This is a genomic window from Actinocrispum sp. NPDC049592 (assembly GCF_040675465.1).
Taxonomy (GTDB): Bacteria; Actinomycetota; Actinomycetes; order Mycobacteriales; family Pseudonocardiaceae; genus Kibdelosporangium.
Genome location: NZ_JBFAPA010000030.1, coordinates 84,436 through 97,595, shown reverse-complemented (window position 1 = coordinate 97,595; position 13,160 = coordinate 84,436). Strand labels below are relative to the sequence as shown.

Below are 13,160 nucleotides of genomic sequence, written 5' to 3'. Positions count from 1 at the left end.
CCGGCAACGGCAAGGGCCAGATCTTCGTCAAGGGCAAGGTCATCAAGACCGTGCCCGAGCACCAGATCGTGGAGACGCTGATCGAGGAGGCCATGCGGATCGCCGAGGACATGGACCCGCAGGAGGCCGGGGGCACCCCGGTCGTGTCCGTCTCCTGACCCCTACCGCACGCCTGCTGACGAGTTGCACTCCTCGATTCGCCGGTTCATCTGGCACGCTTACTAGGTGCTCCGGATGGCTTCCGCGCGGTTACTCGACGAACGGGACGGGATGGCGGTGCGGGCTGTGCTGGCCGCCGACCCCGTGGCCTGCTGCATGGTCGCCGCCAGGGTGGAAGCCGTGGGGGTCGACGCGTGGCGGCTCGGTGGCGAGCTGTGGGGCGCCGACGTGCGGCCGATGCGCAACGGGCGGCTCGACGGGCTCTGCTACGTCGGGCCGAACCTGATCCCGCTGCGCGGCAACCGGGCGGCGCTGCGCTGCTTCGCCGACCGCGCGCTGCGCCGCCGCCGGACCTGCTCCAGCCTGGTCGGCCCGGCCGACCAGGTGCTGGGCATGTGGGCCGAGCTGGAGTCGGAGTGGGGGCCGCCCCGGGAGATCCGGGCCGACCAGCCGCTGATGGCGATCACCAGTACGGCCAAGGTCAAGCCGGACCCGCTGGTCCGCCCGGTGCGGCCGGACGAACTGGAGCGCTACCTGCCCGCGGCCATCTCGATGTTCATCGAGGAGGTCGGCGTGGACCCGCGGATCGGGGACGGCGGGGCGGGCTACCGCGCCCGGGTCGCCGAGCTGATCGCGGGCGGCCGCGCGTTCGCCCGGTTCGAGGGCGGCGACGTGGTGTTCAAGGCCGAGATCGGGGCACTGTCCCGGTCGGTGGGGCAGATCCAGGGTGTGTGGGTGCATCCCGACCGGAGGGGCAGCGGCCTGGGCGCCGCGGGCACCGCCGCCGTGGTGGACCGGCTGGTCAAGGGCATGGGCCGGACCGCGAGCCTGTACGTGAACTCCTACAACGCCCCGGCCAGGGCCGCGTACCAAAAGATTGGTTTCACGCAAGTAGGCAGGTACGCGACGGTGTTGTTCTGACAGACTGCGCCGAGTGAGCCGAAAAGGGATCATCGCCGCGGTTCTGCTGGTCCTGCCCCTCGCCGGGTGCGGGCTGTTCTCCTCCGGGCCGAGCGCCGAGGAGTTCGCCGGGCAGTTCCTCAACGCCTTCGCCAGCGGGGACACCGCGGGCGCGGCGGGGAGGACCGACTCCGCCGACTCGGCCAAGACGTTGCTGGACAACGTTCGTGGCGCGTTGAAGCCGGCCGGTGTGGCCATGCACGTGGACAGCTCGGTGAAGAAGGACGACACCACCACCGTCGTCCGGTTCACCGCAGACTGGGACCTCGGCCGCGACCGGCACTGGAACTACCAGGGCGAAGTGGAGCTGCGCAAGGACAACGACTCCTGGAAGGTGCACTGGTCGCCCACCGCTGTGCACACGAAACTCGGCGCGCAGCAGACCATTGGCCTGCGCGACACCGAACCGTCGATGGCGCCGGTGCTGGACCGGGACGGAGCGCCGTTGCTGGCACCCGATCGGGTGGTCTCGGTCATCATCGACCCGGCCAAGGCGGGCAACGTTCCCCAGGTCGCCGGAGCCCTTGCCGCAGCGGTGAACAAGTACGACCCGACGATCACCCAGCAGTCCATCGTGGACGGTGTCGCCAAGGCGAACAACCAGCCCTACACCGTGGTCTCCTTGCGGGACGCGGACTATCAGGCCGCCAAGGCCGCGATCTACGAGCTGCCCGGTGTCCGGTTCGCCGGGGCGACCCGGATGCTGCCGGCGGTGAAGAACCTCGGATCGCAGATCCTGCCCGCGGTGCGCAAGATGTTCGAGGCGCAGACCGCCGGCAAACCAGGGTTCCGGATCGTCACGTTGAACGCCGCCGGTGGTGAGGTTGCCGAACTGTTCGCGAAGGACGCGGAAGCGGGCACTACCGCGAGCGTCACGTTGAGCCGCAAGGTACAGAGCGCCGCCGAGGCCGCGATCGACTCCATCCCACAGGCTTCCGCGCTGGTGGCGATCCAGCCGTCGACCGGTGAGATCCTTGCCGTGGCGCAGAACGCACCCGCGGACGCGCAGGGCGCCATCGCGCTGACTGGCAGGTTTCCGCCAGGGTCGACGTTCAAGACCGTGACCGCCGCCGCGGGATTGCAGGCAGGCGCGGTGAACGCGGACTCGCCGGTGCCATGCCCGGGCACGATCACCGTTGGCCCACGGGTGATCCCGAACGCCAACCAGTTCGACAAGGGCACGATCCCGTTGCACGCGGCCTATGCGTTCTCCTGCAACACCAGTTTCGCCAAGCTGGCCTCGGGTCTGCAGCCGGACGCGTTGACCACCACCGCCAAGCAGTTCGGGCTGGGCGTGGACTTCGTGATCCCGGACGTCACCACGGTCAGCGGATCCGTGCCGCCCGCCAACGACCTCACCGAACGCGCGGAGGACGGGTTCGGGCAGGGCAAGGTTCTCGCGTCGCCGTTCGGACTCGCATTGATGGCATCGACTGTGGCGAGAGGCACAATGCCGATCCCGGTGCTCGTGCGCGGCCAGGAGACCAAGGTCAACGCGTCCCCGCCGCCGCTGCCGCCCGGCGTGACCACCGCGCTGCAAGGCATGATGCGCGAAGTCGTCACCACCAACGCGGCCAACACGCTGGGCAAACTCAACGACGTGCGGGGCAAGACCGGGACCGCGCAGTTCGGCGACGGCACCCACGCACACGGCTGGTTCGCCGGGTACCAGGGCGATCTGGCGTTCTCGTTGCTCATCACCGACGCGGGCGCGTCTGCCCCGGCGGTCGAAGCGGCCGACAGGTTCCTGCGCGGTCTGGGGTGAGACGTAATCTGGGGATATGCGTGCCCCTCTGACACCCGGTGAGCAGTCGCCGCGCCGCCAGGTCCCCGTCACCATCGCCCGTCCCGAGTACGTCGACAAGCCCGCTCCGGCGCGCAACACCGAGCCGACGTACGTGCAGACGCCCGAGGTGATCGAGGCCATGCGCGTGGCCGGCCGGATCGCCGCGCAGGCCCTCCAGGAGGGCGGCAAGGCGGTCAAACCGGGCGCGACCACCGACGACGTGGACGCGGTGGTGCACGAGTTCCTGCTCGACCACGGGGCCTACCCGTCCACGCTGGGGTACCGGAACTTCCCCAAGTCCTGCTGCACGTCGCTGAACGAGGTGATCTGCCACGGCATCCCCGACTCGACCGTGATCGAGGACGGGGACATCGTGAACATCGACGTGACCGCGTTCATCGGCGGCGTGCACGGCGACTGCAACGCGACCTTCCTGGCCGGTGAGGTGTCCGAGGAGGCGCGGCTGCTGGTCGAGCGGACCCACGAGGCCACCATGCGGGCGATCAAGGCGGTGCGGCCGGGGCGGGCGCTGAACGTCATCGGCCGCGTCATCGAGTCCTACGCCAAGCGGTTCGACTACGGCGTGGTCCGCGACTTCACCGGGCACGGCATCGGCCGCTCGTTCCACAGCGGGCTGGTGATCCTGCACTACGAGGAGCCGTCGGTCAGCACCGAGATCGAGACCGGCATGACCTTCACCATCGAGCCGATGATCACCCTCGGCGGCATCGACTACGACATCTGGGACGACGGCTGGACCGTCACCACCAAGGACAAGAGCTGGACCGCCCAGTTCGAGCACACCATCGTCGTCACCGAGTCCGGCGCGGAGATCCTCACGCTGCCGTAGCGGGTCAGCGGGCGCGGCCCTCACCTCGGAGCGCCCTGGGGCGGCGGTGATCGGCCGTTCGGCTGAGTCGCCTTCCGGGCGTCGGCCGGGTGTCAGGTTCGGATCGTGACCGGTCACGCGGGGTAAAGCTCGGATGACTCGACTTGCTGAAACGATTTCATTCGACGAACGGCTGACGTTTCTTAAGGCTTTTAGGGGGAATGCATTCGATTGCCATTTGGCGAGAATCACCCTCGCGGGGGAGAAGGCGATTATCTTTCCCGCGGAGGTCCCCCGGACATGCGTATGAGCCGACGCTATGCCGGCTCATACGCAGTATTCGAATTAGACCGTTCGGCTCGGATTCAGGTCCGCCACCCGCCTGAGTGCCGGGCCGGGACGGTCACGCTGGGTTCTCGGCCAGGTAGGTCAGCGCCTCGGCCAGGAAGCCGCCCGCCTCCTGGACGGCCCGCTCGGGGTCGCGGTCGCGGATGGCGAACAGCAGACCCCGGTGGTCGATCTTGCGGGTGTCCGGCTGTGAGCTGTCCAGCGCCTCGATGCTGGCCTTGATCACTTCGGTGAGCCCAGCGTGCAGCTCGGCGAGCAGCGTGTTGTTCGACGCGACAACGACCAGGTGGTGGAAGTCGGCGTCGACGTCGATGAACCGAGCCCATTGCTTGCCGGCGTTGGCGTCGTCGCGGGCGGCGAGCAACGCCGTGAGCTGCTCCAGCTGCGCCTCCGTCCGGTTGGCCGCGGCCAGCCGGGCGCCCTCGACCTCGAGGGTCCGGCGGACCTCGAGGACGTCGCGCAGCTCTGGCCCGCACAACCGGCGGACGGCACCGGAGAGTTCGCTCGTGGCGCGCACGAACGTGCCGTCACCTTGGCGAACCTCCAGCAGCCCGGCGTGGGCGAGGGCGCGTACCGCCTCGCGGACGGTGTTGCGACCCACCCCCAACGCGGTGACAAGCTCTGGTTCGGTGGGGATTCGCTCGCCAACCCGCCATTCTCCTGTGGTGATCGCCGATCGCATCTGGTCGATCACCTGGTCGACAAGGCCGGCACGCCGGGTCGTGGCCAACGGCACGGTGTCATCCTCCCCACGTGGATGTTCAGACAACCGAACACCCTACGTCTGTTTCAGTAGTCGTGACGATGTCCGGAACGTGGAATCGTCGAGGAGAACAGAGTGCCATCCCACGACTGGTTTCGCGTAGAGCCTCCCGGTTTTAATTCCATGCGCCCTGATCACAGGTGTTGCCTATCCTTGTAGGTGAGATGGGAACGCCACTGAATGGTCTAGCGGACCGCCTGCCCGCGCTGACCCTGCGCGACGAGCGCCGCTTGCGCCGCCGGATCGACGGCGCGCGAAAGGTCCGCAAGCCCGCGCAACAGCAGGCAGTCGCCGCGAGGATCGACGCCGAGATCACCGCCGCCGAACGCAGGGTCGGCGCGCGGCGGGCCGCCGTGCCCGCACTCCGCTATCCGGACGAGCTGCCGGTCAGCCAGCGCCGCCAGGACATCCTGGCGGCCATCCGCGACCACCAGGTCGTGATCGTCGCCGGGGAGACCGGGTCGGGCAAGACGACCCAGCTGCCCAAGATCTGCCTGGAGCTCGGCCGCGGCATCCGCGGCACGATCGGCCACACGCAGCCGCGAAGACTCGCGGCCCGCACGGTCGCCGAGCGGATCGCCGAGGAGCTGGGCACCGAGCTGGGCGACGCGATCGGCTACAAGGTCCGGTTCTCCGACCAGGTCTCCGACGACACGCTCGTCAAGCTGATGACCGACGGGATCCTGCTCGCCGAGATCCAGTCCGACCGCTCGCTGAGCCAGTACGACACGCTGATCATCGACGAGGCGCACGAGCGCAGCCTCAACATCGACTTCATCCTCGGGTACGTCAAGCAGCTGCTGCCGCGCCGGCCGGACCTCAAGGTGATCATCACCTCGGCCACCATCGACCCGGAGCGGTTCTCCCGGCACTTCGGCGACGCACCGATCGTCGAGGTCTCCGGGCGCACGTACCCCGTGGAGGTCCGCTACCGGCCGGTCGTCGACCCGGACGACCCGGACGCCGACGAGGACCGCGACCAGACCCAGGCGATCATCGACGCGGCCCGTGAGCTGATGGCCGAGGGCCCCGGCGACATCCTGGTGTTCCTGTCCGGTGAGCGGGAGATCCGGGACACCGCGGACGCACTGTCCAAAGAGGACTTCAAGGGCACCGAGATCCTGCCGCTGTACGCACGGCTGTCGTTCGCCGAGCAGCACCGGGTGTTCCAGTCCCACCGCGGCCGGCGGATCGTGCTGGCCACGAACGTCGCCGAGACCTCGCTCACCGTTCCCGGTATCAAATATGTGATCGATCCCGGCATGGCGCGGATCTCCCGGTACTCCAACCGGCTCAAGGTCCAGCGGCTGCCGATCGAGGCGATCTCGCAGGCCTCGGCCAACCAGCGCAAGGGCCGCTGCGGCCGCGTCTCCGAGGGCATCTGCATCCGGCTCTACACCGAGGACGACTTCGACGCGCGCCCGGAGTTCACCGATCCGGAGATCCTGCGCACCAACCTGGCGTCGGTGATCCTGCAGATGACGGCCGCCGGGCTGGGCGACATCGCCGCGTTCCCGTTCATCGACCCGCCGGACCGCCGCAACATCGCCGACGGCGTGAACCTGCTGCAGGAACTGGGCGCGCTCGGTGAGGGCGGCCTGACCTCGCTGGGCCGCAAGCTCGCGCAGCTCCCGGTCGACCCGAGGCTGGCCCGGATGGTGCTGGCCGCCGACCGCAACGGCTGCGTCCGCGAGGTCATGGTGATCGCGGCCGCACTGTCCATTCAGGACCCCCGGGAACGCCCGCAGGACAAGCAGGAACAGGCCCAGCAGTCGCACGCCCGGTTCGCCGACAAGACCTCGGACTTCCTGTCCTACCTCAACCTCTGGGAGTACCTGCGGGAGAAGCAGAAGGAGCTCTCCGGCAACCGGTTCCGCAAGCTGTGCAAGGCCGAGTACCTGAACTACCTGCGGGTCCGCGAATGGCAGGACATCTACTCGCAGCTCCGCCAGATCTCCAAGACCCTGGGCGTCACGCTGAACGAGCCCGGCGAGGTCGACTCGGTGCGGGTACACCAGTCGCTGCTCGCGGGTTTGTTGTCGCACATCGGTTTGCGTGACCCGCAGAAGCAGGACTACATCGGCGCGAGGGGTGCGCGGTTCTCGGTCTTCCCGGGATCGGCGCTGTTCAAGAAGCCGCCGCAGTGGGTGATGGCCGCCGAACTGGTCGAGACCACCCGGCTGTGGGGCCGGATCGCCGGGCGGATCGACCCCGAGTGGGTCGAACCGTTGGCGGAACACCTGGTCAAGCGCACGTACAGCGAACCCCATTGGGAACGCAAGCAAGGCGCCGTGATGGCGACCGAACGCGTGACCCTGTACGGGATCCCGATCGTCACCCAGCGCCGGGTGAACTTCGGCCGGATCGACCCGGAGCTGTCTCGCGAGGAGTTCATCCGGCACGCGCTGGTCGAGGGCGACTGGGAGACCCGGCACAAGTTCTTCCACGACAACCGGAAGCTGCTCACCGAGGTCGAGGAGCTGGAGAACCGCGCCCGCCGCCGGGATCTCCTGGTGGACGACCAGACCCTGTACGACTTCTACGACAAGCGCGTCCCGGCCGAGGTCGTGTCCGCGCGGCACTTCGACACCTGGTGGCGCAAGACCCGGCACACCGAGCCGGAGCTGCTCACGTTCACCAGCGAGATGTTGGTCAACGCCAACGCGTCCACGGTCACCGAGCAGGCCTATCCGGACGACTGGCGGCGCGACGGGCTGACCATGCGGCTGACGTACCAGTTCGAGCCCGGGCGCACGGATGACGGTGTCACCGCGCACATCCCGCTGCCGGTGCTCAACCAGGTCACCGCGGACAACTTCGCCTGGCAGGTCCCGGGTCTGCGCGAGGAGATCGTCACCGCGCTGCTGAAGTCGTTGCCCAAGCAGCTTCGCCGCAACTTCGTGCCGACGCCGGACTGGGCCAAGGCGATCCTGCACCGGGTCGGCGACCTGGGGGAACGGTCGCTGCTGGACGTCGTGTCCGCGGAGATCAAGGCGTTGTCAGGTGTCGTGATCACGCGTGAGGACTGGGATCTGACCAAGATCCCCGATCATTTGAAGGTCACCTACCGGATCGAGGACGAGAGCCGGAAGGTGCTGGCCACCGGCAAGGACCTCACCGACCTCAAACGCCAGTTGCAGCCCAAGATGCGCGAGACGTTGTCCGAGGCCGCTGGTCAGATCGAGCGCAAAGGTTTGCGCGCCTGGGAGATCGGCACGCTGCCGAAGACACTGCGTGAGCAACAGCACGGGTTCGTGGTCACCGCGTATCCGGCGTTGGTCGACGAGGGCGAGACCGTGGCCGTGCGGATGTTCGAAACCGCTGGGGAGCAACGGGTCTCGATGTGGAAGGGCACCCGCAGGCTGCTGCTGATCGGCGTGCCGTCGCCGTTGAAGTACGTGCTCGGCCGGATGCCGAACGCGGCCAAGCTCGCCTTGTCGACAAATCCGCATCGCGACATGCAGGACCTGTTCGACGACTGCGTCAACTGCGCGGTGGACAAGATCATCATCGACAACGGCGGACCGGCCTGGGACGAGGCCGCGTTCACCAAGCTGCGCGACGACGTACGGGCCCGGCTGAACCCGACCACGCTGGAAGTGGTGAACCACGTCCAGAAGGCGCTGACCGCGTCGAACAGCGTGCGGGCCCGGCTGTCCACAATGAACAGTCCGAGGCTGGAACCTTCGTTGCAGGACATCCGGGCGCAGCTGGGCAGGCTGGTGTACCGCGGTTTCGTCACTGCCACCGGGTACGACCAGCTGCCCAGCCTCGTCCGCTACCTGCAGGGCATCGAGCTGCGGCTGGACAAGCTGCCCGAGCGGCCGGACCGCGACTTCGAGTGGACGCAGGACGTGCAGGAGGTCTGGGACGCCTACCGGCAGCTGCCGGTAGGCCCGGAGACGCGCAAGATCCGGTGGATGATCGAGGAGCTGCGGCTGAGCCTGTTCGCGCAGTCGATCAAGACCGCGTACCCGGTGTCGGACAAGCGCATCTACCGGGCGATCGACGCGCTGACCTCGGCATAGGCAAACCCCGGCGGATCGGCTCAACCTTTTCGTGACCTGGCGCGTGTAGGTCACGAAATGGAGTCGATCTACGCCGGGGAGCGACCGCGGGTGACCGCCGATGAACCAGCAACCGAGCCTTTTGCCGTTCCTGACCAGCGAAAACCGCGTCGCAAGCGGATCTGGCGCCGGGTCCGTAGAACCTGCTACGTGCTGCTGTTCCTGGCGGTCGCGACCCCGGTGACGGCGTTCTACATCTGCTACCAGATGTTCGACGTGCCGGACCCGATGCAGGTCACGCTGGCGCAGAACCAGACGATCACGCTGTACTACTCGGACGGCAAGACCGAGCTGGGCCGGATCCTGCCGCCGGGCGGTGGCGGGAACCGGACCCTGGTGCGGTTCGACCAGATCCCGCAGCACGTGCAGAACGCGGTGCTGGCGGCCGAGGACAACTCGTTCTGGACCAATTCGGGGTTCGACGTCACCGGGATCATGCGGGCCGCGTTCAACAACCTCATCGGCGCGTCCGGCGGTGGCTCGACCATCACCCAGCAGTACATCAAGAAGGCCACCGGCAACGAGGACCACTCGTTCTCCCGCAAGTGGCGGGAACTGGTGCTGGCCAAGAAGATCACCGACACCTACAGCAAGGAGAACCTGCTCACCGCGTACCTGAACACCGTCTACTTCGGACGCGGAGCGAACGGGATCCAGGCCGCGGCGCGGGCCTACTTCGGCAAGGACATCCAGCAGGTCAATGTGTCCGAGGCGGCGCTGCTCGCGGGCGTGATCCAGCGGCCGACGTTCTGGGACCCGGACGTGGACCGGGAGAACGCCGAGCGCCGGTGGAACTTCGTGCTGGACCAGATGGTGAACCAGAAGTGGTTGCCCAGCAAGGACGGTCTTGCGTTCCCGGCGACGCTGCCGCGCGACGCCGGGACGAGCAGCGCCGAGCTGCAGATCCAGAACCAGGTGTTGGCCGAGCTGGAGGAACGCGCCGACCTGCCGCGCGATGAGGCGCACGCCAAGGGGCTGCGCGTGATCACGACCATCGACCGGGCCGCCCAGCAGGCCGCCGAGCAGGCCGTCAAGACCACAATGGACGGTCAGCCGGACTACCTGCGGGCCGCGGTGGTGTCCATCGACCCGAACACCGGCGGGATCATCGCGTATCACGGCGGTGGCAACGGAAAGGGCCTCGACTACGCGCAGACCTGGCAGGAGCCCGGGACCGCGTTCGGGCCGTTCACCGGCGCCGCGGCGCTGACCCAGGGGTTCCGGCTGGACAGCCCGCTCGAGGGGAGTTCGCCGCGCACAATCGGCGGCATCCCGATGACGAACCCGCCCGGCGCCGACTGTTCGCCGTGCACCCTGCGCCGAGCGCTGCAGCAACCGGTGAACACCGCCATCGCGGGGCTCGCCAACAAGATCGGCCCGGACTTCGTCGCGGAGATCGCCTACCAGCTGGGGATCCCGCGGGAACTGCGTGGAAAACCCACGCTGGGCGAGAAACCCGACACCCGGATCGCGATCGGCATGGGCTCGACCATCGCCCGCCCGATCGACATGTCCACCGCCTACGCGACCCTCGCCGCCGACGGTGTCCGCACGAACCCGCATTTCGTCGACCGCGTCGAATACAGCTCCGGCAACATCCGGTACCGCGCCACTTTGACGTCGCAGCAGGTGGTTCCGCCGCGGGTCGCCCGCCAGGTCACCGAGGCGATGAATTCGCCCAAGGGTCTCGTCGGGGCGATCCGGCCCGGGGTGCGTCCGTTCGGCGAGAACGGCGCCGTCGCCAAGGCCTGGATGACCGGCTACACCCACGACCTCGCGACCGTCGTGTGGATGGGTTCCGACCAGCTCAAGGCGATCAAGAACAAATCCGGCGCGGACATCACCCCCTTCGCCGAACCCGCGGCGATCTGGCGCGCGGTGATGGAGGCCTACAACGCCCCGAACACCCCCACCCCCGCCGCCAGACCCATTCCGTCGACCCGCTGATTCAGGTCGCCGGCTGCGCCGACGTCCTGGTGACGAAGTACGCGATACCGAGGATCACAATGACCGCGCTGATCAGCCCACCCGCGATCATCAGCACGTTTCCGGTGGTCATCATGGCCTTCGCGGACGCACAGGTCGTCCGATACGTGCCGGACACCAATTGATGGGCCAGGCCCAGCTTGGTGCCGCACGAATCGACCTGCGGGGCGTTCTTGCCATGCAGGAAAATCCGGCAATCAGCCCGACAACACCCAGGATGAGGCCGGTCGGAAGCAGCCAGAAGTACTAATTCGTGAATTGTTTGGTGGGCAAAAAAAGGACAGGCTTCAGTCGATTTCGAGGTTGAGGAGGGCGTTTTCGATGACCTCGGGCATGGCGGGGTGGATCCAGTACTGGCCGCGGGCCATGCTCCGGACGTCGAGGCCGAAGCTCATCGCCTGGATCAGCGGCTGGATCACGGTCGGCGCCTGGGGGCCGATGATGTGGGCGCCCAGGAGTTTGCCGGTGCTGGGGTCGGCGAGGAGTTTCACGAAGCCGGTGGTGTCCTCCATGGCCCAGCCGTAGGCGATGTCCGCGTACTTCTGGACCGCCTTGACGTAGCGCTCGCCGCGCAGCTGCAGTTGCCGCTCGGTGGCGCCGACGGCGGCGATCTGCGGGGAGGTGAACACCGCGTGCGGGACGAACCGGTGGTCGGCCTTCTCGCGGGCGTCGGGGTGCAGGAGGTTGTGCTGGACGATGCGGGACTCGTGGTTGGCGACGTGCTTGAGCTCGTACGGGGAACTCATGTCGCCCAACGCGTACACGCCCGGGACGTTGGTCTCCTGGTACTCGTCGACCACCACGTGCCCGGTGGCCGCGACCGCGATACCGCCCGCGGCCACGTCGAGGATGTCGGAGTTGGGGGTCCGGCCCACGGCGACCAGCAGCACGTCGGACTCGAGCACCTCGGCGCCGCGCGGGCCTTCGAGGTACAGCTTGACCGTGTCACCGTCGCGCTCGGCCCGCACCGCCTTGCGGTCCAGCCGGACATCCCACTTGTCCTTGGCGAGCTCGGTGAACCGCTGGCTGATGTCGTCGTCCTCGTACCGCAGCAGCGCGCCGAACCGCGCCACGACCGTCACCTCGACGCCGAACGACGAGAACACGTGCGCGAACTCGGCGGCGACGAACCCGCTGCCCAGGATGGTCATCCGGCGCGGCAGGTCGTCCAGCCGCATGATCGTGTCGCTGGTGTGGAACCCGGCATCGGCCAGCCCCGGCACGTCAGGCACGACCACGCGCCCACCCGCGGCGAGCACGAACTTGTCCGCCGTGATGGTCTCGGTGGTGCCGTCGGGCAGCGTCACCTCAAGGGTCTTCGGCGCGGTGAACCGGCCCGTGCCCTCGTACACGGTGACGTTCTTGTTGTCCTCGTGGCTGACCCGGTACTCCCGGCCGCCCGCGGCGATCGGGTCGATCCGCCCGAAGATGCGGTCCCGGATCTCCGGCCAGCGCACCCCGTTCAGCGTCTCGTCCACACCCAGCCGGTAGCTGTGCCCCGGCGTGGCGGCGAGGTCCGCGGTGTGCACGAACATCTTCGTCGGGATGCAGCCGACGTTCAGGCACGTGCCGCCGAACACGCCCTTCTCGACGATCGCCACATCCCAGTCGCGGAACCGCGCGTCGAGGATGGAGTTGCCGGAGCCGGTGCCGATGATGACCAGGTCGAAGTTCCGCACAGGTACATCTAACGGCACCGGCTCCGGCAATGTTCCTGACTAGTGCGCGTACGTGGGTGTGATGATGGCCCTGGCCAGCGTGTGGAACACCAGGTTGAAGCTGACGAACGCGGCCGAGGCGTTCTCGTCCACGCCCAGCTTCTCCTGGTCCACCGCGTGCACCACGAAGTAGTACCGGTGCACCTGGTCGCCCTGTGGCGGCGCGGCCCCGTCGAACTTGAACGCGCCGAAGTCGTTGCGGGTGTGGAACGCGCCCTCGGGCAGCGACTCGTCACTCGCCCCGGCGCCGGTGTCCAGCGAGGTGACCGACGCCGGGATGTCGACGGCCAGCCAGTGCCAGAAGCCGGACGGGGTCGGCGCGTCCGGGTCGTAGCAGGTGACCACGAAGCTCTTGGTCTCCGCGGGGAAACCCGACCAGCTCAGCTGGGGCGAGGTGTTGCCGGCCTCGTAGACCTGCGCGCTGGGGAGCTGCTCACCGTTGGTCACGTCAGTGGAAGTCACCGTGAACGACCCGACCGCCGGCAGCAGCTCATAGGGGTCGGGTGCGACGGGACGCTCCAGGCTCATGATCGAAAACCTCCAG

8 protein-coding genes and 1 pseudogene are annotated in these 13,160 nt (G+C 68.0%); 6 read left to right on the top strand and 3 right to left on the bottom strand.

Annotation, left to right across the window (positions count from 1 at the left end; genetic code table 11):
• From AB0J95_RS49380 to map, 4 genes and pseudogenes are all read left to right on the top strand, one after another.
• Positions 1 to 158 (top strand): annotated as a pseudogene (locus AB0J95_RS49380) (4-hydroxy-3-methylbut-2-en-1-yl diphosphate synthase); the annotation flags it as partial.
• A gap of 67 nt (positions 159 to 225) precedes the next feature.
• The gene (locus tag AB0J95_RS49375; protein ID WP_364773530.1) at positions 226 to 1,080 is read left to right on the top strand and encodes a GNAT family N-acetyltransferase; all 855 of its coding nucleotides are present in this window, start codon (positions 226 to 228) and stop codon (positions 1,078 to 1,080) included.
• A 13-nt stretch (positions 1,081 to 1,093) separates the two neighbouring features.
• Positions 1,094 to 2,884, top strand: coding sequence for a penicillin-binding transpeptidase domain-containing protein (locus AB0J95_RS49370; RefSeq protein ID WP_364773529.1), 1,791 nt, complete (start codon positions 1,094 to 1,096; stop codon positions 2,882 to 2,884).
• 16 nt (positions 2,885 to 2,900) lie between these two features.
• Positions 2,901 to 3,755: a type I methionyl aminopeptidase gene (gene map / locus AB0J95_RS49365; RefSeq protein WP_364773528.1), complete on the top strand. Its 855-nt coding sequence runs from the start codon at positions 2,901 to 2,903 to the stop codon at positions 3,753 to 3,755.
• 382 nt (positions 3,756 to 4,137) lie between these two features.
• On the opposite strand, the gene AB0J95_RS49360 is transcribed toward map, so the two are convergent.
• Positions 4,138 to 4,818: a FadR/GntR family transcriptional regulator gene (locus AB0J95_RS49360; protein ID WP_364773527.1), complete on the bottom strand. Its 681-nt coding sequence runs from the start codon at positions 4,816 to 4,818 to the stop codon at positions 4,138 to 4,140.
• Positions 4,819 to 5,009: 191 nt separating this feature from the next.
• Between AB0J95_RS49360 and hrpA the strand changes: the two genes are divergently transcribed.
• Both hrpA and AB0J95_RS49350 read left to right on the top strand, forming a co-directional pair.
• Complete coding sequence (gene hrpA / locus AB0J95_RS49355; protein WP_364773526.1) at positions 5,010 to 8,873, top strand: ATP-dependent RNA helicase HrpA; 3,864 nt, start codon at positions 5,010 to 5,012, stop codon at positions 8,871 to 8,873.
• A gap of 189 nt (positions 8,874 to 9,062) precedes the next feature.
• Positions 9,063 to 10,859 (top strand): transglycosylase domain-containing protein, encoded by a 1,797-nt coding sequence (locus tag AB0J95_RS49350; RefSeq protein ID WP_364773525.1) that lies wholly within the window; start codon positions 9,063 to 9,065, stop codon positions 10,857 to 10,859.
• 326 nt (positions 10,860 to 11,185) lie between these two features.
• Here the strand turns inward: AB0J95_RS49350 and AB0J95_RS49345 are convergent, their stop codons facing one another.
• A complete protein-coding gene (locus tag AB0J95_RS49345) occupies positions 11,186 to 12,577 on the bottom strand; it encodes a mycothione reductase (RefSeq protein WP_364773524.1) in 1,392 nt (463 codons plus the stop codon).
• A gap of 39 nt (positions 12,578 to 12,616) precedes the next feature.
• Positions 12,617 to 13,144 carry a YbhB/YbcL family Raf kinase inhibitor-like protein gene (locus AB0J95_RS49340; RefSeq protein ID WP_364773523.1) on the bottom strand — a complete coding sequence of 176 codons (528 nt, stop codon included), beginning with the start codon at positions 13,142 to 13,144 and terminating at the stop codon, positions 12,617 to 12,619.
• Positions 13,145 to 13,160: the final 16 nt, after the last annotated feature.

Excerpts from the sequence above, each read along its gene's own strand:
- map (WP_364773528.1), top strand. The coding sequence starts at position 2,901 with ATGCGTGCCCCTCTGACACCCGGTGAGCAGTCGCCGCGCCGCCAGGTC.
- hrpA (WP_364773526.1), top strand. The coding sequence starts at position 5,010 with ATGGGAACGCCACTGAATGGTCTAGCGGACCGCCTGCCCGCGCTGACC.
- AB0J95_RS49340 (WP_364773523.1), bottom strand. The coding sequence starts at position 13,144 with ATGAGCCTGGAGCGTCCCGTCGCACCCGACCCCTATGAGCTGCTGCCG.